A 20,663-nucleotide genomic window follows, 5' to 3' on the forward strand; every position below is an offset into this window, starting at 1 on the left:
TCATGGCAGCAAGCACTGGCTACTGCAGCACCAACGAAAGCTGCAAGGTCCGAATCCCCTTGTTTCCGTTGCGCTATTCCGCACATCCACGGCCCAAGGGTGGCGCCGACTATGCCTATGACGCGCCGTCGCTGGAGACTGGCTTTCAGAAGCTAGACCACGCGCAGTATGGATTGCGTTGCGTGGGCGCGGGATTCGTCTATCTGTTCGACGAAACCGAGGGTACGGTGTTCGTGTGGCGGGTCAACGAGGAGCACGGTCAATTCGTCGAGCTTCTGTCCAGGTATCGCTCACTGGAAGCGGCGCTCGGGGGCTATAAACCGGGACGCTCCCTGTCCCACATCTGGGCGAATGAGCGTTCGGCAGTCCACATTCTATTGACGGACACGCTCCTGACCGAACGAAAAATCCGCGAAATCGAATCGAACCAGGACGGCATCCGGGCAAAGCTGGCAACGACCATTGATGTGAAGGCTTGGGCGGACAGCGCGCCAACTGCGAACACCTTTGCAGCTAGTCGACTAAGTGAGCTGGTGGAAGAGTTCAAGGGCACTGATCTCAGCTTTTCGGCCCGGCGTATCAAACAGTCGACACCTTCCGCCCAATCCTTGGTGACGGGTATGAAAGTGGTGGCGTCCGCCAAGCAGATAGCGGTCGTCATGCGCGACAACATTGCGCTGGTGCAGGATCTGGGCGGCATATTCCATGAATCTCGCTCGGAGATGGAGACTTACAACTCGGCGCCTGATGCGGCAAGCAAGGGCGACGATATTCAGCGCTATCGCAAGACAATCATCGCCCAGTTGATCGGACGGATCTACGAGGCTGCCTATGCCAACAGCAAGGGAATAAATCTGCAAGATGAGGCGGGTCAGGAGAAGCTCGACAAGGCACTCAAGCGCGATGTCTACGAGTACGAGTACAAGCGCAAATGGTTTGAAGACAACCTTGCAGTTCAGGAGCGCGAACCAGCGCGGTATCGGCCGTCTTCGTATCCCAGCGCCAAGGCGCAGCTGGATGCCATGCCCAAAGACCCAGCAGGCCAACGGGCGGCCGTTCTAGCGCTCAATGCCGAGCGCTATTCCAGGCATGTGATGGAAGAGGAGCGGGTCGCATACTTGAAGAACTTCGAGCGCGAACTGGAAAAGCGGCACATTGCCGTGCTGGACCGCAAGAATGATCGTTGCGTCTGGTTGAAAGGCTACCGGCAGTGTGCGAAACCTGCGGACTTTGGCGCAACCTTTCTGCGCTACGACCTTACCGACCCAGTGGCTTCAACCAGCCATGCCACGGCCTTCAGCCATTGCATCGAAGGCATGATCTGGGGCACAGAGACGACGCCCGTCGGCAAGAAGGACCATGAAAGAGCGCTGTTCGGAGAATGGTGGGCGTTGCCATGGAAGGAAAACCCGATCCTGGAGAACCTAGGGCATGACAAAGGCTTCGGGGACACGCTTGTGGAGAACAAGGCCGACGTACTCGTGGATACGGCGGCCGGCAAGGTGTTTGCCGGCCTCGTGAGATTCGTGGCCGTTCAATATCTCATGGAACAGGTCGGGGTCTATACCTTGACCCGTTCCCCGAGTTGGCGCGGCGCGGTCCGAAATGGTGTGGATGCCCTTATTCATCGGTTGGCAGGTACAGGCAGTGAGGCCGACGCCGCGCATTTGCGTCGCCTGCTCGAAGAACGCTACGGGGATCGAATCGTTGGACGCAGGCTGACGCTGGAAGAGGGCTACGCGCGGCTCCAACAAGCATCGGGTGTTCGAGGGCTGACTGCTGAAGGGTCGATTGCCCAACGCGCCGGGAATGAAATTGTCCTATTGGAATGGGAGCGTTTGACGCCACTTACGCGATATGCGAATCCCTTTTTGCAGGTGTTTGAAGGGGGGGCTGCAAGTGGCGTCGCGGTTCTGAGTATGTGGAATTTATTTAAAGCCGCGGAAGATTATCGGTTGGGGGTGAACTCGAACGACCTGGCAACACAATCCAACCTATATGCGGCGGTCGTCGGAACGGGGAGCGCTATAAACGGTGCGTTAACATCGACACGTCCCTTAATACCCAGGCTTTTTAATTCAGTCACGGTTGCAGGGCGGCTGCTTAATCGAATGGCTAGCATTTTTGCTGTTCGCTTTTTCGGTTATGCGGGGGCCTTTTTCGATGCTGCCACTAACTGGTTCAAAGCATGGGGGCAGTGGCGGATTGGAAATAGCTCCGCAGCAACCTATTACGCATTTGCAGGCATTGGCATCGCACTCGGTGGGGTCGCCTTGACGAACGCCGGCGCAGGAATGATTTCTACCGGAATTGGTTTGGCAGGGGCTTCAGCCGGATTTCCTGTTTTTGGCTGGATTGTTGCGGGAATGATTCTCCTGGGGCTCGGTCTTTGGTGGTTATTTCGAGCCGACGATTCCCGGTATTCGGAACTGGAATTCTGGCTCAATGACGGAACTTTTGGAAAGCACATTTCCATGGGGCGCGAAAACGTGATTTATCCGACGCTTGAGGCGGAAAACAAGGCATACGTCGAAATAAACTATGCACCCAGAAAAATAGAATCTGAGTGGAAAGTGATTGGGCTTGATAGGTTGGTTGTTCAGGTGGCATACCCCTTAAAAGGCGATATTCACCGTCTTCAAATTCACAGACAAGCGTCGTCAGGGTGTGTTGACGCTTTGAACGACCTCACATCGAAAATTAGCTTGAGCGAGGATGCTCCTGAGGAATTGATTACTGGCGGGTCCCTTCGTACTTACGTCATTGCTGGCTTAAGCAGCAAGGTTGCGTTTGACCTACGGTTGACGGCCGCATACACGCCGGAGGGATATAGTGAGCCTCTCACTGCAAAATATTCCTTCACGCAGAAGGATGCTCCTTGGTATTACTGATCGATTTCAATATGACGATGCGACATTATGACGGCGATCGGAAGTTGAGCCATGGATTTGGTGGGTGTGTGGCAATGGAGTATTCCAATGAAATTTGATAGACCATCGCATGAGGTGCCGGCGGTGGAAAAGAGTTGGGTGTACAGCCGCGTGGATGCTCTGAGAATTGGTGACCCGCCTCTCGGTGTTGCCCCTGCGGTGGATAACAATTTGATTCGGATGACAGAAGATTGTTTATTTATGCGAACGGCGTCCGGGTCGTTGTATGGTGGCCGCTATAGCATGACTTGGTGGGCAACTGTTGTTGGCGTATTCGCATGGTTTTTCTTCTCCGTGACTCTCCTGGCGTCGTATAAATACTCGGCGGATAGTAAGGAAATTGCTGATGGGTATGGTAGTTACTATGGGGAGTTTTGGTTTTACCCGATTGGAATGGCTGCGGCGCTCTGGGTCAGCTGTTTCTGGATGTACATCCCGTGGCGTCGTCAATTGCCGATCATATTTAATCGAAGGACCAGAAAGGTCTCCTGCTTTGTAGACAGTAGGGTTATCAGCGAAGACTGGGATTCGATCAATGCCTACATTAAAGATGTAACTACCATAGCAGTTGGAGGCGCCCCCGTGAATGAAGGAATTCTGTCCCTCGTGTTTCAACGGTGGGGGAACGATGGAAAGCAATTGCGTGTCGTGATATACGGCACTCGAGACGCGCCGGCGGCCATGGTCAATCGGGGTATCTATGGTGCCGCGATGGTCTGGGAGTATATCCGCCTTTATATGCGAGAAGGCGCAGATGCGGTCCCTCCGACTACTTCCGTTGCAGAGTATCGCTTGTCGCGCCCCCTTGACGCCTTCCGGCATTTCAACCCACTGAAGATGCTGCGCGTGAAGATCTGGTGGTATCCGGTGGCCGTGCCCTTCTTCCTTTTCGTTGCGTTGCCGCTCGCACCGGTTGCGATCGTTGGGGATTTGCTCTACTACGCGCTTGACCGGATCCTGCCACGCCGGAGGTGGCCTCAGGAGCTCGTTCACGCATGCGATAACGTTTGGGATGGACGGGACGACTAATGGAAATTCCCAATGTCCCGAAAAAGAACGCAGCGTCCTTTATAGCTGCGTAGACGCGCTGCGGCAAGACGGTCCGCCGCTCGGAGTCAAGCCAGCAGCCGACAAAAAAATGTCATGAAGGTTACGACTGATTGCCTGTTTATGCGGACCGCTTCCGGTTCCCTCTATGGCGGCCGGGGAAGTATGAGTTGGTGGGCGGTCATCACGTCGGTTTTTGTTTGGGCGCTATTTTCCCTGTTTGAGTTTGTAAATTACACAAAATCAGTTTCGAAGGGCACGTCTCACGGCGATTTTTTGGAGTTTTATTTGCATAATTGGTATGTGTCTTTCGGCATGAGTCTGTTTGTGCTCATCGGATCCTCATGGATTTTTGTCCCGTGGCGCCGCCAGCTACTCATCGTATTTAACCGAAAAACAAAAACTATCAGTTTTGTTCATGAGAAAAATGTCGTTTCCGATGATTGGAGCAAGATCCAGGTCTACATTAAAGACGTCACCACCGCCACAGCCGACGGAGTTCCCATCAATGAGGGAATTCTCTGTTTGGTTCTTCCTCGTTGGGGGCTCAACGGAAAGCAATTGCGCGCCGTCGTCATGGGCACCCAGGACGCACCGGCAGCGATGGCGAAGCGGGGTATTTACGGCGCGGCAATGGTCTGGGAGTACATCCGACTGTTTATGCGGGAAGGCGCGGCAGCGGTTCCCGCTGCGGCTCCATCCATGGCTTATCGCCTGGAGCGCCCCCTTGACGCCTTCCGGCATTTCAATCCACTGAAGATGCTGCGCGTGAAGCTCTGGTGGTATCCGATTGCTGTGCCTTTTTTTCTCTTCGTCGCATTGCCGCTGGCGCCCATAGCGATCATCGGAGACCTGTTTTACTACGCACTTGATCGCGTTCTGCCACGCCGTAAGTGGCCGCAGGGGCTGATCGACGCTTGCGATAACGTTTGGGACGGGCGGGACGACTAAGGCCTGTACCGGCGCACGCCGGTCTGCCGTCACCTACGCTCTACCGAGCCTTCTCCCCCGGCAGCCCATCACTAACCTCAGCCAGCGCCCGTTTCATGTCCTCATACTTCATCACCCGCTCGCTCTGAAACCCTCCCAGCACCCCCCGGCACCCATCCACCCCAGACCGCTTCATCTCCTCCATCATCGTCGTCCCATCGGCCTGCCCCTTTGCAAACGCAGCATCGAAGCCGCCCGTCGGGAATCCATATTCCTCGGCATAGCGTGTGAGATTCTTCCGAGCCGTCTCCTGATGCTGCGCCAGGTCAGGCTCTGAAGCCCCGCAAGCACGCGCCGCGCCATTGGACGCGCCAGCGGCGATAACGAAGGAGTCGTATTGGGCCTGCTCAGCCGCATCGGGAGCCGCCCACGCCGGGGCAGCAGCGGCCAGCGTCAATGCCAGCCCGGTCAGGAATTTGCGCATCGAAAGTCTCCCGGTGAAGCCCTCCGCAGCGGTCAGCCTCTCGCGGCTGCGGCGGGCGTTGTCTACTACGGCATTATGGCAACCGCGCGTTTCCTCGCCGTGTACTCGCCGTGTGGAGTCGTTTCGAACTGTTCATCTTCTTTTCGCCTTCCGCCAAAGGCAGCAAGCCGGCCGCGCTCGAACTATGATGGGGGCTGTGAGGCAGTCCTGCCTCAATGCATTGCCCCCTTTCATTTTGGAGATCTACATGACGATCAAAGTCGGCGACCGCGTGCCCGATGGCACGTTGACCGAATTCATCGAAACCGAAACCGCCGGCTGCTCGCTCGGTCCCAACGCGTTCCAGGTCGCCGACCTGACCCGCGGCAAGACCATTGCGCTGTTTGCCGTGCCGGGCGCCTTCACGCCCACCTGCTCGGCCAAGCATCTGCCCGGCTACGTCGAACAGGCCGCTGCCCTCAAGGCCAAGGGCATCGACGAAATCTGGTGCGTGTCCGTCAACGACGCCTTCGTCATGGGCGCCTGGGGACGTGAACAGAAGACCGACGGCAAAGTCCGCATGCTGGCCGACGGCTCCGCGCTGTGGACCAAGGAACTCGGCCTGGAACTGGACCTCGTCCAGCGCGGCATGGGCGTGCGCTCGCAGCGCTACTCCGCCCTGATCGTCGACGGCGTTGTGAAGCAACTGAACGTGGAAGCGCCTGGCAAGTTTGAAGTCAGCGACGCGGCCACCATGCTCTCGCAAGCCTGATCTCCGCAGGTTCCTGTTTTACCGCCAGTGTTGCGGGCCGCCCCGGCGGCCCGCGGCGCTGCAAGCCAGCAGCGGTTGTCGACGCCATGCTCTCCACGATCTCATCGTTTTCGTCGCTTTATTTTGCGACCTTGCTGATGCTTATCGGCACGGGTCTCTTCAACACCTACATGGGCCTGCGGCTGACCGCCCAGTCCGTCAGCGAAGTGTGGATCGGCACCTTGATCGCCGGCTACTACCTCGGGCTCGTGTGCGGCGCGCGGCTTGGGCACAAGCTCATCATCCGCGTCGGCCACATCCGCGCGTTCGTCGCCTGCGCGGCCATTGCCACCAGCATGATCCTGGCGCAGACGCTGGTCGAATCCATGCCCCTGTGGCTGGTGTTCCGCATCGTCTCCGGCATCGTCATGGTGACCGAGTTCATGGTCATCGAGAGCTGGCTCAACGAACAGACCGAAAACCACCAGCGCGGCCGCGTTTTCTCTGTCTACATGGTCGTCTCCGGCCTGGGCACTGTGCTGGGCCAACTGGCGCTCACCGCCTACGCCACGCTGGACCTGCGCCCGCTTACCCTGGTCGCGATGTGCCTCGTGCTGTGCCTGGTGCCGCTTGCCGTCACGGCCCGGTCCCACCCGCCGACGCCGCTGCCCGCGCCGCTGGACGTAAAGTTCTTCATGCGGCGCGTGCCGCTGTCCATGACCGTGCTCTTCGTAGCGGGCAATCTGTCCGGCGCGTTCTACGGCCTGGCCGCGGTGTATGGCGCCAAGAATGGCCTGTCCACATCGCAGGCCGCCATCTTCGTCGCCGCCGCCGTGACGGCGGGTCTGTTGTCGCAGTGGCCGATGGGCTGGCTGTCCGACCGCATCAACCGCGCCGGCCTCATCCGCTTCAACGCGTTGTTGCTGGTCCTGCTGCCTGCCGTCATGTGGGGCTGGATCGCGTTGCCGTTCTGGGCGCTGGTCGCCATGTCCTGCGTCTTCGGCATCCTGCAGTTCACGCTGTACCCGTTGGGCGCGGCCTTTGCCAATGACCACGTCGAATCGGAAAGACGAGTCAGCCTGTCGGCGGTGTTGCTGATGACCTATGGCCTGGGCGCCTGTGTGGGGCCGATGATCGCGGGCTTCATGATGTCGCTGGGCGGACCCGCCATGTATTACGTGTTCATCTCGGCGTGCGCCGTGATTCTGGTCTGGCAGGTGCGGCCCACGCGCGTCACCGGCGCACACCAGGTCGACGAGGCGCCGACGCATTTCGTACCGATGCCCGACACGCTGCAAAGTTCGCCCGCGGCGGCGGTGCTGGATCCGCGGGTGGATCCCGAGAACGACATTGCCATGGAAATGGTGCAGCCGGATCCGTCCGCAGCGCCGGCGCCGCCGGAGCCGGTGGCCGAGGCCGTATCGGTGGATTCGGCGGCGGGGCAGGGCGGAATGGACGCATCGGCGGATACGGCTGCGGGAGCGGGAGGCGGATCCGACGCGATGCCGGATTCGATGTCGGACCCGACACCAGACCGTGTATCGGGCTCCGCATCGACTGCCGCATTGGACGCTGCATCGACCACAGCATCAACCGCCGCATCGGGCGCCACATCGGACTCCACATCGGACGCCGCATCAGACGCGCACCCCGAACGCCAGCGCCGCACCGGCACCTGAAGCGCCTCTACCAGGGCGTCATCAGCAAAATGGCGGACAACGCGAGCGCAATGCCCAGCACGTTCACACGCGTGAGCGGTTCACGGAACGCCAGGGCGCCCACCAGGGTGCCCAGCGTGATCACTCCCATATTCATCGACGCGAACACCAGCGCGGGGTGTTCGGGCAGCGACTGGTGCGCGCGCACGTAGGTCAGGATGTTGCCGAAGTTGGCCAGCCCGAGCGCCACGCCCGCGGCCAGATGCCGCGCCTGCCAGCGCACGCGGCGCCACAACAGATACGCAAGCATCAGCGCGCCCGCCATCAGGAACGTCAGCAACAGGCTGCCGGCGAATGCCGTCCCGGTGCGGGCTACCTGCTTGAACAGGATGTCGATCACGCCATAGCCCGCCCAGACCACCAGCGGCCAGAGCCACATCGCGCGCCGGTCCTCGGCCGCTGTGGCTTCGGATAAGCGAATGCGCGGCCGTTGGCGCAGCAGGCAGAAGAGGGCGGCGAAGGCCAGCGCGATGGCCGCCAATTTGCGCCCCGTGACCGGTTCGCCGAACAGGGCGAACGCGGCCAGCAGCGGAATGAACAGCGACAGGCGCTGCGCGGCATCGCTGCGCACGATGCCGGCATGCCGCAACGCGGCCGCCATCGCCAAAAAGACGCTCGGCAGCAGCACGCCCAGCGCGGCCAGCACCAGCCAGGGCGTTTGCGGCGCCAGCAGGCGCGCCGGATCGGGGCGCAGCACCAGCCAGCAGAGCAGGGCGGCCACGGCGTAGTTCATCGCGATCGCCTGGCGCACGTCGATCTGCCAACGTCGCGCCAACTTGAGCATCACGGCGACCGTGACGCTGCAGGCCACGCTGGCCGTCAGATAAAGAAGACCGGGCGTCAACGGCATGCCGCCTCCTCATGGCGGTCGTGCGCAGCGGCATCGACCCGCATGCCCAATCGGTCGAGCAGGCGCTGGTCGGCCGCCATCTGCGGATTGGCGGTCGTCAGCAGCGCGTCGCCGTAGAACATGGAATTAGCGCCCGCCAGGAAGCACAGCGCCTGCATCGCATCGTCCATCGTCTCGCGCCCGGCCGACAGCCGCACGGCGGCGCGCGGCATTGCAATGCGCGCCACGGCGATAGTGCGCACGAACTCGAAGGGATCGAGGGCTTCGACATCGGACAAAGGCGTGCCTTCCACCTGCACCAGGTTGTTGATCGGCACGGACTCGGGATAAGGCTCCATGCTGGCAAGCTGGGCGATCAGGCCGGCGCGTTCGCGGCGCGATTCGCCCATGCCCACGATGCCGCCGCAGCACACGCTGATGCCGGCGTCGCGCACGCGGTCCAGCGTGTCCAGGCGGTCCTGGTACGTGCGCGTGGAGATGATCTTGCCGTAGAACTCCGGCGAGGTATCCAGGTTGTGGTTGTAGTAGTCCAGGCCCGCGTTCTTCAATTGCTCGGCCTGGCCGTCCCGCAACATGCCCAGCGTCACGCAGGTCTCCAGGCCCAGCGCCTTGACCGCGCTGACCATCTCGGCCACGGCGTCCAGGTGATGCGGCTTGGGACTGCGCCACGCGGCGCCCATGCAGAAGCGCTGTGCGCCGCCGGCCTGCGCCGCGCGGGCCGCGGCGACCACGTCTTCCAGCGGCATCAGCTTGTCGGCGTCCACGCCGGTGTCGTAGTGCGAGGACTGCGGACAGTACGCGCAGTCTTCGGGACAGCCGCCAGTCTTGATCGACAGCAGGCTCGACAACTGGATGACGTTGGGATCGAAATGGGCGCGATGCGTCTGCTGCGCCTGGTGCATCAAGTCCATGAACGGCAGCTCGTAGAGCGCCATGATGGCGTCGGCGCTCCAGGCCGAGGCCGGCAGGCGCTTGGGCGATGTCGGGACGGGAATGTACGCAGTCTGCATGGTCGGTGGCTCCTTCGTTCGTGCCGGGTATCTCGCCGCTGGCTTGATGGCCTGGGCTGGATCGGCGGATCGTAAGAAGGGGCGGCCTATTTGCGCAATGCGTTTGATATCGCCGGATTTAGCGCACGGTTGGAAGCTGATTCAAAGAAAATGGCCGCTTTTGAGCGGCCAGTCGTCCTAACGCGGCGGCATCTTCGGCGACGCGAAGACGCAGGATATTTTGATTCAAATTGTAAAAACGTAGCAAGCCGTTCAGGACTTGCCCTGCTTGTCCCGGTTGCGCGCGCTTTCGTGACCGGTGATGCCGCGGTCACGAGCCCAGACGATGGCGGCGCTGCGTCGGTGCACGCCGATTTTGCTGTAGATCGTGGCCACGTGATTGCGCACGGTGTTGCGCGACAGCTTGAGCGCCTTGGCAATGCCGTCGTCGTCGTGACCCTGGCAGAGCAGGCCCAGCACCTCGCGCTCGCGCGATGTAAGCTGCGCCAGTTCCGCCACGTCGCGCGTCGCGGGAGCGGGTTGGCGCAGTTGCGCCAGCTTTTCGATGATGCCGCGGCTGAACCACGAGGTGTCCTGCATGACCGCCTCGATGGCCGTCAGCAGTTCGGTCTCTGACCGCTTGCGCTCGGTGATGTCCTGCATCACGATCAACACGCGGCGCAGCCCGCCGATCATGACGGGCTCGGCGGACACCAGGCAGTCGAGCTCGCCGCCGTCGCGCGCAATCATCACGGCTTCGCGGTTGCGCACGCTTTCGCCACGCTTCAGGGCGGCCAGCATGCCTTCGTATGGCCGCAATCCCAGTTCGACGAGATCCTGCTCTGCCTTGTCGTCCAACGTCAGACCCGTGGCGGCGGCGAAGGCATCATTGAGGTTCAGCACGTTCAAGGTGACGCCGTCGCAGACGGCCATCGGCACCGGGGCAAGCTGGAAGGCTTTGGAGAAGCGCTCTTCGCTTTCGCGCAGGGCCTCTTCGGTGCGCTTGCGGCCCTCCAGGTCGATGAACGTGAAAAGCATGCAGGGCTCGTCGTGCATGTCGATGGGCTGGCCTGCCACCACCACGAACTTGGAGGTGCCATCGGGCAGCTTCAGCACGCCCTCGCGCTGCGGAATGGTCTCGCCTTCATTAAGCCGAGCCACAGCCGTTTCTTTGTCGTCGCTCCCGTCCAGCACATCGATTTCATAGGCCGACTTGCCCAGCACCGCGTCGCGCGAGTAGCCGGTCATTTCCAGGAACCCCTGGTTCACCTTGACGTAGCGCAGGTCCGACAGCCGGCAGATCAACGCGGGAGCCGGATTGGCCGAGAAGGCGCGTTCAAAGCGTTCCTCGGCGTTGATCTGCGCGGTCTGGTCGTGCAGGATCAGGACGCGATAGGGCATGGGGCCGCCATCGTCCAGATTGAGGCCGCGCGCAAGCAGGTTGCGCGTGAATTCGTCGTCGTCTTTACGGGTCAGATCGAGCAGCAGGTCTTCGAATTCTTCGCCCGCCGCCAGCCGGTCCAAGGGATACTGTCGCGCCGGCACGCGATGATGGTTGCGATAGGTGAGCGTATATCGCTTGCGAAAGCCCGCGGGCGTGCCGCCCAGGTCTTCCATTGATTCGGCGCCGTGCAGCGCAAGTGCGCTGGCGTTGGCCCAGGCTATCGAGCCATCGGCCTCAAGCAGGATGATGCCCTCGTTGAGGCCCGCGATGATGCTCTGCAGGTGTTGGCGATGTGCTTGGGGTGCGGCGTCGTTGGGGGTCACGTAGGCCTCTTTTTTCTTCGCATGGCGTGTACGCGCAAGCATGAAGCCGCGCGCCGGTGCTGTCCAGAGGTCAAAAGGGAGGAGTCTCGCGGAAGGGGTACAACGAGAGGGGATTGCACCGCGCGAATGGCGGCGCCGGACAGCCCATGCAAAAGCATATGCGAAAGCAAAATCAAAATTGCAGAAATCAAAAGCACAAAAGCAAAAAGCTCCGGAATCCGGAGCTTGAGATGCGTATACTTCAAATGCGTGCTGCGAGCAGCGTTCGGTAAGCGCAAAGTGCTTGGCGGAGCGGACGGGGCTCGAACCCGCGACCCCCGGCGTGACAGGCCGGTATTCTAACCAACTGAACTACCGCTCCGCAGCGGCTTACTGATGACTTCAACTTCTGTACTGCGAACTTCTTTACTGCGGCTGTGGTGTCAAGACAGCTTGTACTGCATGCCAGATGAAGCTGGCGTCCCCTAGGGGATTCGAACCCCTGTACTCACCGTGAAAGGGTGATGTCCTAGGCCTCTAGACGAAGGGGACCTGGAACCAATAAGTTTACTACTGTGCTGCGTTACTACTGTACTGCACTGGTGGAGGTAAGCGGGATCGAACCGCTGACCTCTTGCATGCCATGCAAGCGCTCTCCCAGCTGAGCTATACCCCCAGGGCGTCCTGCTGTTTCCAAACTTCAAACAACAAGGTCTCACACTTATAAAACAAAAAAGCCCCGAAAACGGAGCTCTTGAAAGACTCTGAGCGAGAGAGCTTTTGGCGGAGCGGACGGGGCTCGAACCCGCGACCCCCGGCGTGACAGGCCGGTATTCTAACCAACTGAACTACCGCTCCGCAGCGGCTTAACTCAACTACATAATCACTTCAACTGCATCACTAATACTGCATGCCAGTAGACTGGCGTCCCCTAGGGGATTCGAACCCCTGTACTCACCGTGAAAGGGTGATGTCCTAGGCCTCTAGACGAAGGGGACTTGGACTTGCTGTACTGCTCTTCGCTTTGGACTGGTGGAGGTAAGCGGGATCGAACCGCTGACCTCTTGCATGCCATGCAAGCGCTCTCCCAGCTGAGCTATACCCCCGTTTCTCTAATCAATTCCTTCAACGTTTTCGCTTGAAACGCGCCGGTTAGAGCGCGTTTTTTGCTGTTTCGTTGCCGGTTTTGTTTAGTGCCGTTGGCGAAGAAACGAGATTATGCACGAACTAAATTGGGCGTGCAAGTCGCTTCATGGCAAAAAGCAAAAAAGTTGCGAAAAAAGAGGGTTGGATGGGCATTTTGAGGGCGGATTTAGCGCTGTATAGGTTGCCGAGCGAGCCTGCGATTGATGCGGAAATCAATGAAATCAAAGACTTGTACAGGTGCTATCGTGGATGGAAAAAATTTTTTCGGCGTGTGGAATTTTCCACGCGAGGGCAGCGCGGAAAGTTGACGCGGATTGGCAAGGAAATCGACACATGAGCACTTCTCCATGAACAGCACAGGCTTTCCCACCGTCGCTCTGGGGCGCACGGACATGAACATCACGCGCATCGGCCTGGGCGCTTGGGCCATGGGCGGCAACGGGTGGGCGGTGGGCTGGGGGCCGCAGGACGACACCGAATCCATCAAGGCGATCCGGCACGCGATCGACCGCGGCATCAACTGGATCGACACCGCCGCGGTCTACGGCCTGGGCCATTCCGAGGACATCGTGCGGCAGGCGTTGGGCCAGATGCCCGCCAGCGAGCGTCCGTACGTGTTCACCAAATGCGGCCTGACCTGGTCGCCCGAGCAGCCACAGGCGATGCCGCGGCGCAGCGGCGCGCCGTCCAGCATTCGCCGAGAGCTTGAAGGGTCGTTGCGGCGGTTAGGCGTCGAGCGCATCGACCTCTATCAGATGCACTGGCCAGCGGGAGACGGCACGCCGCTGGAGGCGTACTGGCAGGAATTGCTGGATTTGAAGCAGGCCGGGAAAGTCCGCGCGGTGGGATTGTCGAACCACAACCTTGCGCAGTTGCAGGCCGCGGAACACCTGGGGCATGTAGACACCCTGCAGCCGCCGTTCTCGGCGATCCAGCGCGCCGCGGCTATCGACCTCATTCCCTGGTGCGAGGCCAATGGCACGGGCGTGATCGTCTACAGCCCCATGAATTCGGGCTTGCTGACCGGCAAGTTCAGCGCCGAGCGTGCACGGGCCTTGCCGCCGGACGATTGGCGGGCGCGGCACGCGGATTTCCGGTCGCCCGAGCTGGAGCGCAACCTGGCGCTGGCCGATGCCTTCAAGCCCATTGCGGAGCGGCACGGCGCCACCGTGGCCGCCGCCGCAGCGGCATGGACGCTGGCGTGGCCGGGTGTGACGGGCGCCATTTTGGGGGCGCGCAGCGCATCGCAGGTGGACGGACTGATTGGCGCGGCCGAGCTGGAGCTGGATGCCGACGACATGCAGGCGATTGCAGACGCGATTGAAGTCACGGGAGCGGGGAACGGCCCGCTGCGTCCGCCCGACGAAACAGGCTCGCTGCCTGCGAACCTGTTTGCCTGAAGGAAGTCAGCCGCGCGGGGAAATCAGCCGCGCGGGCAAGGTCAGTCCGGCGGGGAATCAGCCGAGCCGTGGAATCAACCGCGGCGCGGGCGGCGGGCGCTGCCCACGGCCGCGATCAGCGCCAACCCGATCAGCGCCAGCGCGGTCTTGTCCCCAAAACGCGCGTAGGGTGTGAGCCCTGTCATGCCCTGCACCGATACCGGCAGCACACCCGCCTGCAGCGGCGCGAGTTGGGCGGCAACCTGGCCCTTTGCGTCGATGGCGGCGGTAATGCCGGTGTTGGTGGCGGTCAGCATCGGACGCGCGGTCTCGATGGTGCGCAGCCGGCCGATCTGCAGATGCTGGCGCAGCGCCCAGCTATCGCCGAACCAGCCCAGGTTGCTGACGTTGACCAGGATGGTCGCGCCGGGCTCGCCGTTGGGGCCGGGCTGCAAGGCGGGCAGCAGGTCGGGACCGAAGAGGTCTTCGTAGCAGATGTTGAACGCGATGTGCTGGCCGCCGACGGCAAACGGGGTCTGGCGTTCGCCGCCGCGATCGAAGTCGCCCAGCGGGATGTTCAGCATTTCGACAAACCAGTGAAAGCCGGGCGGCACGTATTCGCCCCACGGCACCAGGTGGCGCTTGTCGTAGCGCATGGCGGTGTTGCCGCGCACCAGCTGTTCAACGGGCGTGGCGCCGTCAAAACCGATGACACTGTTGGTATAGCGCTCGCGGCCGTTGACGCGGTCATGCAGCGGCACGCCCATCGCGATGACGGTGTTGCGTTGGCCGGCCAGGTCGCGCCAGACTTCCCAGACCCGCGGATCGAGCTGGTCCTGGAAGATGGGCACCACGGTTTCGGGCAGGATCACCAATTGCGGCGCGGGCACGCCGGGCGCCCCGGGCAGGGCCGTCAGCTCCAGATGGCGCCGCAGGCTTTGCTCGAGGAGCGCAGGATCGAATTTCTGGGATTGTCCGATGTTGCCCTGGACGAGCCGCACGTTGAGCGGGTCGCCTACCGGCGCCGACCAGTCGATGCGGGACAGCGGCCAGCCCGCCGCAGCAAGCGCCACCGCGACGCCAGCGGCCAGCGCGTGGCGCGGACCCATGCCGGCCGTGCGCGAAGGCTGCCATAGGCTTGCGGCCGCCGCCGCGACGAATGCGGCCAGGAATGCCATGCCGTGCACGCCGAGCAACGGCGCCCAGCCTGCAATGGGGCTGTCGACCTGCGCATAGCCGATGTTCAGCCACGGAAAGCCGGTGAGCAGCACCGAACGAAGCCATTCGAACGCGCCCCACATCGCAGCCCAGGCCAGCGTGGCGGCCAGGATGCGGGACGGGGCGGAATCGGCGGACAGCGGCGCGTAGCGGCGCGCCAGCGCATTGGCGGTCGCGGGAAACAGGGCCAGGAATGCTGACAGCGCCAGCACGGCCGCGACAGCCAGCGGTGCGGCAAGATCGCCGTAGCGGTGCAGGCTGATGAAGATCCAGTACAACCCGAGCGCGTAGCTGGCAAAGTTGAACAGCCAGCCGCGTAGCCACGCCTGACGCGCCGACGGCGCATACAGCGTGACGCGCGCCAGCACGGCCAGCGCGGCGATCTGGGTGAACGCCAGCGCCCAGCCGGGCAGCGGGCCGGGGGCAAAGGTCAGGGCGTGGACGGCGCCCGCCAGCACGAGGCCGGCGGCGCCACGCAGGAGTCGGCCGCGCGGGGTGCTGGTCATGCGTCGGTGGCGGGTGCTTCGGACTGGGGTGTGGCCAGGCGCTTGACGCGCAGCCAGATGGCCCGGCGGGCGTCGCCGCGCGCCACTTCAAGGCGCAGGCCGTCGAAATCAGCGTGGTCGCCGCGGCGCGGAATACGGCCCAATTGGCCGCCCATCCAGCCGCCCACGCTGTCGTACTCGTCGTCGGGCAGTTGGCAGCCGAACACTTCGTTGAAGTGCGAGATGTCAGTGGCCGCGAGCACGCGCCATTGGTTCTCGCCTTCGGGGAAGATGGAATCTTCTTCGGTTTCGTCGAACTCGTCTTCGATGTCGCCGACGATCTGTTCCAGCACGTCTTCCATCGTCACCAGGCCCGAAATGCCGCCATGCTCGTCAATGACGATGGCCTGGTGGTTGCGGCTGGCGCGGAACTCGTGCAGCAGCACGTTCAAGCGTTTGGATTCGGGAATGAAGACCGCGGGGCGGACCAGCGTGCGCATTTCGATGTTGGGCTCGAGCATGCAGCGCAGCAGATCCTTGGCCAGCAGGATGCCGATGATGTTGTCGCGATCGCCCTCGTAGACGGGGAACCGCGAATGCGCGGTTTCGATCACCGAAGCCACCAGGTACGGGATGGGCTGCGTGACATCGAGCAGATCCATGCGCGAGCGCGGGACCATGATGTCGCCGACAGTGCCCTCGGACACGGCGAGCGCGCCCTTGATCATCTTGTACGACTCCGCGTCGAGCAACTGGCGTTCGTGCGCGGCTTCGAGGACGGCCTTGATGCCTTCGCGGTCCTCGGGCTCTTTGCGCACAAGGGAAAGCAGGCGGTCTAGGAGGGATTTGGTGGCGGGTTTGGTAGAGCGAGCAGGCGTCGCTTCGGGAGCAGGGTAAGGGTCAGACATCGTCCGGGAGGACAAGTTAGGGAGGAGCCAGCATAACCGATACTGGCCCATCGTTTGTAACGCCGGCCCGGAAAATGGCTGCAATGGACGCGATCTGCGTCTTGCTGCACGCCATTTGCCGGCATTTTCTCAGGGTTGTCCCGAGGCTACCGGCACGCGGGCGGCGGCGGTCAGTCGGCCACGTACGGATCGGCAATGCCCATCTGCGCAAGCGTCGCGGTTTCCAGGGCTTCCATACGCTTGGCTTCGCGCGCCTTGATGTGGTCGTAGCCCAGCGAATGCAGCACGCCGTGGATGGTGAGGTGCGCGGCGTGGTCCAAAAGCGCCTTGCGCTGTTCGCGGGCCTCGCGCACCAGCACGGGCACGCACATGACGATGTCGCCGCGCGCCACGCCCACGGGATCCACGCCGTACTCGAAGGTCAGTACGTTGGTGGCGTAGTCGCGGCCGCGGAAGTCGCGGTTCAGGCGGCGGCCCTCGGCCGCGCCGACCAGCCGCAGGCTCAGTTCAGCGGCCGAAAACTCCACCAGACCGTCTTCAAAGGCGGCGCCCAGCGCGCGCTCTGCCCAGCGGCGCAGACGCCAGCGGGGCAGGCGGGCCTCTTCGACGCCGTACTGCACGGACAGGGACAGCTCAGGCTTCATCTTCGGCGGCACGGTCGTAAGCGTCGACAATGCGCGCGACCAGGGGGTGGCGCACGACATCGCGGCTGGTGAACTTGGTGGTGGCGATGCCCTGGACGTCATGCAGCACCTTGACCGCATGCGCCAGCCCGCTTTCCTGGCCGCGCGGCAGGTCGACCTGCGACGGGTCGCCGGTGATGACCGCCTTGCTGCCGAAGCCGATCCGCGTCAGGAACATCTTCATCTGCTCGGGCGTCGTGTTCTGCGCCTCGTCGAGGATGACAAAGGCGTGGTTCAGCGTGCGGCCGCGCATGTAGGCCAGCGGGGCGATCTCGATGGTCTGCTTCTCGAACAGGCGCTGGACCTTTTCGAAGCCCATCAGGTCGTACAGCGCGTCATACAGCGGGCGCAGGTACGGGTCGACCTTTTGCGCCAGGTCGCCAGGCAGAAAGCCCAGGCGTTCGCCGGCTTCGACGGCGGGGCGGGTCAGCACCAGGCGCTGCACCGTGTCGCGTTCCATCGCGTCGATGGCGCAGGCCACGGCCAGCCAGGTCTTGCCCGTGCCGGCAGGGCCGACGCCGAACGTGATGTCGTGTTTGAGGATGTTGTTCAGGTAGTCGCGCTGGCGCGGCGTGCGCGGGCGCAGGTCGCTGCGCTTGGTGCGCAGCGCGATGCCGTCGCTTTCATCGTCCAGGGCGGGCAGGGCGTCCAGTTCCCGGGCCTGCTCTTCCTTGAGCTTGTCTTCCTGGCGGCCCACCCCGATCTCGACCAATCCAAGCTGGATGTCATCGATGGACAGGGCGCGGTGCACGGCCTGTTCGTGGAAGCGGCGCAGGATGCGGCCCGCCAGTTCGGCCCGCTCGCCTTCGATGGTGACGCGGCTGCCGCGGCGCGACAGCTTGACGGTCATGCCGTCGGCCAGTTGCCGCAGGTTTTCGTCCAGGGGGCCGCAGAGATTGGCCAGGTGGGTGTTGTCGCCGTCCAGGTTGACGATGACGGGCATGCTGCGACGCGCGCGGGGGCGGGGTGTGGTCATTCAGCCTCTTGCGAAGTGCGGTCCACGTCGGCCACGCGGGCACGCAGCGAATTCGTGTGCGCCTCGGTGATGATGACGTCGACCATTTGTCCGATGAGCCGCGCGGGCGCGGGGAAATTGACGATGCGGTTGTTCTCGGTGCGGCCCATGAGTTCGTTCGGGTCGCGGCGCGAGGGGCCTTCGACCAGCAGGCGCTGACGCGTGCCCACCATGTTGCGGGCGATCGTTGCCGCCTGGTCGTTGATGAGCGCCTGCAGGCGCTGCAGACGGCGCAGCTTCACGTCCTGCGGGGTGTCGTCGGTGAGGTCCGCGGCGGGCGTGCCCGGGCGGCGCGAGTACACGAACGAGAACGAGGTGTCGAAGCCGACGTCCTCGATCAGCTTGAGCGTCTTTTCGAAGTCTTCCTCGGTCTCGCCGGGAAAGCCCACGATGAAGTCCGAGGACAGCGTCAGATTCGGGCGGGCGGCGCGCAGGCGGCGCACGACCGACTTGAATTCCAGGGTGGTGTAGCCGCGCTTCATGCCGGCCAGCACGCGGTCGCTGCCGGCTTGCACGGGCAGGTGCAGGAACGACACCAGCTTGGGCAGGCGGGCGTAGGCGTCCACCATGCGCTGGGTCATTTCCTTGGGGTGCGAGGTCGTGTAGCGGATGCGCTCGATGCCGGGGATTTCATGCACGTATTCCAGCAGCATCGCAAAGTCGGCGATCTCGTCGGAATCGGTCATGCGGCCGCGGTAGGCGTTCACGTTCTGGCCCAGCAGCGTCACTTCCTTGACGCCCTGGTCCGCCAGGTCGGCCACTTCGATCAGGACGTCGTCGAATGGGCGCGAGACCTCTTCGCCGCGCGTGTAGGGCACGACGCAGAAGCTGCAGTATTTGCTACAGCCTTCCATGATCGAGACAAAGGCCGTGGCGCCTTCGACGCGCGGCGGCGGCATGTTGTCGAACTTTTCGATCTCGGGAAAGCTGATGTCGACCTGCGAACGGCCTTCGTCGCGGCGGCGCTTGATGAGGTCCGGCAGGCGGTGCAGGGTCTGCGGTCCGAACACCACGTCGACATACGGCGCGCGTTTGACGATGGCCTCGCCTTCCTGGCTGGCGACACAGCCGCCCACGCCGATGACGAGGTTCGGATTGGTCTTCTTCAGGTGCTGCACGCGGCCCAGATCCGAAAACACCTTTTCCTGCGCCTTTTCGCGCACGGAACAGGTGTTGAACAGGATGACGTCCGCCTCTTCCGGGTTGTCGGTCAGTTCGAGCCCGCCCTGGTCCTCGCGCAGCACGTCGGCCATCTTGTCCGAGTCGTACTCGTTCATCTGGCAGCCGAAGGTGCGGATGTACAGCTTGCGGGGGGAGCCGGCGCCGGGAGTGGCCGAAGGCAGGGCGGCGGAGACGCCGTCGCGGGGATTGCCCGCGCGCTTGAGAGAGGTTTCTTGCATGATGGTCGCCGTGACGGGTGTAGATCCCGGGGGCTGGAAAGGGGGAAAGGGCGGATTTTAACCCTTGCCCAAGAATTGTTTCTTGGACGCGCGCGCGTTGGCCGTTACGATAGCGGTCCGCGCGCCCGCAGGCGCCGGTAAAATCCCTTTTTTCTCCCGAGCGGCACCGATGAATTCCAATCGCCTTACGCCTCCGGCAGCCGCTCCGTCCCTCGCTGGCGGGACCGGTTCCGCAGTCCAGGACGAATACCGTAACCCGTACCCCGCGTCCGTGTGGGCGCTGCTGGCGGGCGCGCTGGCGCTAGCCGCCGCGGCGTGCGCGCTGTGGGTCGACCTGCCGCTGGCCATCTGGATCCAGAAATCGGTGTCGGAAGGCGTCGACCAATCCTTTGAGTGGGTGGGCGAGCTGGGCGAAAGCGGCCATTACATCGTCATGGCGCTGGCGTTCTACGTGACCGGCCTGGTGGGCCTGGCGCGCGGATGGCGCAATCCGCTGCGTGTCAGCTATGCCGCCATGGCGCGCGGCAGCTTGCTGATGCTGTCGACCATGGCGGTCGGCGGGCTGGTGGTGCTGGTGCTCAAACGCACCGTGGCCCGGGCGCGGCCCGAGTTGTTCTTCGAGCAAGGCATTTACGGGCTGGGCGAATCGTTTTCGCGCGCTCAGCAGTTCAATTCCTTTCCGTCCAGCCACACCTACGCGGCCTTTTCCGTGGCGGTGGTGTTGGGCATTCTGGCGCCGCGTTGGCGCTGGGTGTTCCTGCTGCTGGCGGCGCTGGTGGCGATCAGCCGGCTGGTGAATCTGGATCACTACCTGTCGGACGTGATGACGGCTGCCGGCATCGCCGTGCTGGTCGGGCACTATCTGGCCCCCCGCGTACTGTGCAGCAAGTATCAATGGCCGCTGCGCGCGCCGTGGCGCTGGTGGAAGAAAGGCTAAGGCAGCACCTGGACGCCAGAGAAGACCGCGGGAGGCAGATCACCCCGCGGTTTTTTTTCGTCCCCTGA

At 62.7% G+C, this 20,663-nt stretch carries 17 protein-coding genes and 6 tRNA genes; 8 read left to right on the forward strand and 15 right to left on the reverse strand.

Annotated elements, in window-relative coordinates; genetic code table 11:
• The first annotated feature begins 2 nt into the window (after positions 1–2).
• The 3 genes from B3098_RS17025 to B3098_RS17035 all read left to right on the forward strand — a co-directional run bounded on the left by B3098_RS17025 (position 3) and on the right by B3098_RS17035 (position 4,928).
• Positions 3–2,891: a toxin VasX gene (locus B3098_RS17025; protein WP_286897940.1), complete on the forward strand. Its 2,889-nt coding sequence runs from the start codon at positions 3–5 to the stop codon at positions 2,889–2,891.
• Between the two features lie 51 nt (positions 2,892–2,942).
• Positions 2,943–3,959, forward strand: coding sequence for a DUF6708 domain-containing protein (locus B3098_RS17030; protein WP_286897942.1), 1,017 nt, complete (start codon positions 2,943–2,945; stop codon positions 3,957–3,959).
• 114 nt (positions 3,960–4,073) lie between these two features.
• Complete coding sequence (locus tag B3098_RS17035; protein ID WP_286897944.1) at positions 4,074–4,928, forward strand: DUF6708 domain-containing protein; 855 nt, start codon at positions 4,074–4,076, stop codon at positions 4,926–4,928.
• 40 nt (positions 4,929–4,968) lie between these two features.
• Here the strand turns inward: B3098_RS17035 and B3098_RS17040 are convergent, their stop codons facing one another.
• The gene (locus B3098_RS17040; RefSeq protein WP_175138166.1) at positions 4,969–5,391 is read right to left on the reverse strand and encodes a hypothetical protein; all 423 of its coding nucleotides are present in this window, start codon (positions 5,389–5,391) and stop codon (positions 4,969–4,971) included.
• Positions 5,392–5,638: 247 nt separating this feature from the next.
• Between B3098_RS17040 and B3098_RS17045 the strand changes: the two genes are divergently transcribed.
• A complete protein-coding gene (locus tag B3098_RS17045; RefSeq protein WP_056326595.1) occupies positions 5,639–6,142 on the forward strand; it encodes a peroxiredoxin in 504 nt (167 codons plus the stop codon).
• Between the two features lie 86 nt (positions 6,143–6,228).
• Positions 6,229–7,800 (forward strand): MFS transporter, encoded by a 1,572-nt coding sequence (locus B3098_RS17050; protein WP_286897948.1) that lies wholly within the window; start codon positions 6,229–6,231, stop codon positions 7,798–7,800.
• A 7-nt stretch (positions 7,801–7,807) separates the two neighbouring features.
• Here the strand turns inward: B3098_RS17050 and B3098_RS17055 are convergent, their stop codons facing one another.
• The 9 genes from B3098_RS17055 to B3098_RS17095 all read right to left on the reverse strand — a co-directional run bounded on the left by B3098_RS17055 (position 7,808) and on the right by B3098_RS17095 (position 12,530).
• The gene (locus B3098_RS17055) at positions 7,808–8,683 is read right to left on the reverse strand and encodes a DMT family transporter (protein WP_279975424.1); all 876 of its coding nucleotides are present in this window, start codon (positions 8,681–8,683) and stop codon (positions 7,808–7,810) included.
• On the reverse strand, positions 8,680–9,699 hold the full coding sequence (bioB, locus tag B3098_RS17060; RefSeq protein WP_286897951.1) for a biotin synthase BioB: 1,020 nt from the start codon (positions 9,697–9,699) through the stop codon (positions 8,680–8,682). Before bioB ends, B3098_RS17055 begins: the two co-directional genes overlap by 4 nt.
• Positions 9,700–9,951: 252 nt before the next feature.
• Positions 9,952–11,487, reverse strand: a complete 1,536-nt coding sequence (locus B3098_RS17065) for a helix-turn-helix transcriptional regulator (RefSeq protein ID WP_175138170.1) — start codon at positions 11,485–11,487, stop codon at positions 9,952–9,954.
• A gap of 242 nt (positions 11,488–11,729) precedes the next feature.
• Positions 11,730–11,806: transfer RNA gene (locus tag B3098_RS17070), tRNA-Asp, on the reverse strand.
• 94 nt (positions 11,807–11,900) lie between these two features.
• Positions 11,901–11,976: transfer RNA gene (locus B3098_RS17075), tRNA-Glu, on the reverse strand.
• A 48-nt stretch (positions 11,977–12,024) separates the two neighbouring features.
• Positions 12,025–12,100, reverse strand: a tRNA-Ala gene (locus B3098_RS17080).
• A gap of 105 nt (positions 12,101–12,205) precedes the next feature.
• A tRNA-Asp gene (locus tag B3098_RS17085) sits at positions 12,206–12,282 on the reverse strand.
• Between the two features lie 64 nt (positions 12,283–12,346).
• Positions 12,347–12,422: transfer RNA gene (locus B3098_RS17090), tRNA-Glu, on the reverse strand.
• 32 nt (positions 12,423–12,454) lie between these two features.
• Positions 12,455–12,530: transfer RNA gene (locus B3098_RS17095), tRNA-Ala, on the reverse strand.
• A 146-nt stretch (positions 12,531–12,676) separates the two neighbouring features.
• Here B3098_RS17095 and B3098_RS17100 point away from each other — a divergent pair.
• Positions 12,677–12,907: a hypothetical protein gene (locus B3098_RS17100; RefSeq protein ID WP_286897953.1), complete on the forward strand. Its 231-nt coding sequence runs from the start codon at positions 12,677–12,679 to the stop codon at positions 12,905–12,907.
• A gap of 55 nt (positions 12,908–12,962) precedes the next feature.
• Complete coding sequence (locus tag B3098_RS17105; RefSeq protein ID WP_286898209.1) at positions 12,963–13,970, forward strand: aldo/keto reductase; 1,008 nt, start codon at positions 12,963–12,965, stop codon at positions 13,968–13,970.
• A 74-nt stretch (positions 13,971–14,044) separates the two neighbouring features.
• Here the strand turns inward: B3098_RS17105 and lnt are convergent, their stop codons facing one another.
• The 5 genes from lnt to miaB form a co-directional block, all read right to left on the reverse strand.
• Positions 14,045–15,673 carry an apolipoprotein N-acyltransferase gene (gene lnt, locus B3098_RS17110; RefSeq protein ID WP_286897955.1) on the reverse strand — a complete coding sequence of 543 codons (1,629 nt, stop codon included), beginning with the start codon at positions 15,671–15,673 and terminating at the stop codon, positions 14,045–14,047.
• The gene (locus B3098_RS17115) at positions 15,670–16,560 is read right to left on the reverse strand and encodes an HlyC/CorC family transporter (RefSeq protein ID WP_175138173.1); all 891 of its coding nucleotides are present in this window, start codon (positions 16,558–16,560) and stop codon (positions 15,670–15,672) included. The genes lnt and B3098_RS17115 overlap by 4 nt, the downstream gene beginning before the upstream one ends.
• A gap of 170 nt (positions 16,561–16,730) precedes the next feature.
• Positions 16,731–17,204: an rRNA maturation RNase YbeY gene (gene ybeY / locus B3098_RS17120; RefSeq protein ID WP_286897957.1), complete on the reverse strand. Its 474-nt coding sequence runs from the start codon at positions 17,202–17,204 to the stop codon at positions 16,731–16,733.
• The gene (locus B3098_RS17125) at positions 17,194–18,219 is read right to left on the reverse strand and encodes a PhoH family protein (protein ID WP_175138175.1); all 1,026 of its coding nucleotides are present in this window, start codon (positions 18,217–18,219) and stop codon (positions 17,194–17,196) included. Before B3098_RS17125 ends, ybeY begins: the two co-directional genes overlap by 11 nt.
• Positions 18,216–19,658 (reverse strand): tRNA (N6-isopentenyl adenosine(37)-C2)-methylthiotransferase MiaB, encoded by a 1,443-nt coding sequence (miaB, locus tag B3098_RS17130; protein WP_286897960.1) that lies wholly within the window; start codon positions 19,656–19,658, stop codon positions 18,216–18,218. Before miaB ends, B3098_RS17125 begins: the two co-directional genes overlap by 4 nt.
• A 169-nt stretch (positions 19,659–19,827) precedes the next feature.
• Between miaB and B3098_RS17135 the strand changes: the two genes are divergently transcribed.
• Positions 19,828–20,595 (forward strand): phosphatase PAP2 family protein, encoded by a 768-nt coding sequence (locus tag B3098_RS17135; RefSeq protein WP_175124533.1) that lies wholly within the window; start codon positions 19,828–19,830, stop codon positions 20,593–20,595.
• The last annotated feature ends 68 nt before the right edge of the window (positions 20,596–20,663 follow it).

Origin of the sequence: Achromobacter sp. UBA2119 (assembly GCF_002331005.1) — a bacterium.
Taxonomy (GTDB): Bacteria; Pseudomonadota; Gammaproteobacteria; order Burkholderiales; family Burkholderiaceae_B; genus Achromobacter; species Achromobacter animicus.

Coding starts and splice junctions, on each gene's coding strand:
- B3098_RS17045 (WP_056326595.1), top strand. CDS start 5,639: ATGACGATCAAAGTCGGCGACCGCGTGCCCGATGGCACGTTGACCGAA.
- miaB (WP_286897960.1), bottom strand. CDS start 19,658: ATGCAAGAAACCTCTCTCAAGCGCGCGGGCAATCCCCGCGACGGCGTC.
- B3098_RS17025 (WP_286897940.1), top strand. CDS start 3: ATGGCAGCAAGCACTGGCTACTGCAGCACCAACGAAAGCTGCAAGGTC.
- B3098_RS17040 (WP_175138166.1), bottom strand. CDS start 5,391: ATGCGCAAATTCCTGACCGGGCTGGCATTGACGCTGGCCGCTGCTGCC.
- B3098_RS17105 (WP_286898209.1), top strand. CDS start 12,963: ATGAACATCACGCGCATCGGCCTGGGCGCTTGGGCCATGGGCGGCAAC.
- B3098_RS17125 (WP_175138175.1), bottom strand. CDS start 18,219: ATGACCACACCCCGCCCCCGCGCGCGTCGCAGCATGCCCGTCATCGTC.
- lnt (WP_286897955.1), bottom strand. CDS start 15,673: ATGACCAGCACCCCGCGCGGCCGACTCCTGCGTGGCGCCGCCGGCCTC.
- B3098_RS17065 (WP_175138170.1), bottom strand. CDS start 11,487: ATGCTTGCGCGTACACGCCATGCGAAGAAAAAAGAGGCCTACGTGACC.
- B3098_RS17115 (WP_175138173.1), bottom strand. CDS start 16,560: ATGTCTGACCCTTACCCTGCTCCCGAAGCGACGCCTGCTCGCTCTACC.
- bioB (WP_286897951.1), bottom strand. CDS start 9,699: ATGCAGACTGCGTACATTCCCGTCCCGACATCGCCCAAGCGCCTGCCG.
- B3098_RS17050 (WP_286897948.1), top strand. CDS start 6,229: ATGCTCTCCACGATCTCATCGTTTTCGTCGCTTTATTTTGCGACCTTG.
- B3098_RS17135 (WP_175124533.1), top strand. CDS start 19,828: ATGAATTCCAATCGCCTTACGCCTCCGGCAGCCGCTCCGTCCCTCGCT.
- ybeY (WP_286897957.1), bottom strand. CDS start 17,204: ATGAAGCCTGAGCTGTCCCTGTCCGTGCAGTACGGCGTCGAAGAGGCC.
- B3098_RS17035 (WP_286897944.1), top strand. CDS start 4,074: ATGAAGGTTACGACTGATTGCCTGTTTATGCGGACCGCTTCCGGTTCC.
- B3098_RS17030 (WP_286897942.1), top strand. CDS start 2,943: ATGGATTTGGTGGGTGTGTGGCAATGGAGTATTCCAATGAAATTTGAT.
- B3098_RS17100 (WP_286897953.1), top strand. CDS start 12,677: ATGGCAAAAAGCAAAAAAGTTGCGAAAAAAGAGGGTTGGATGGGCATT.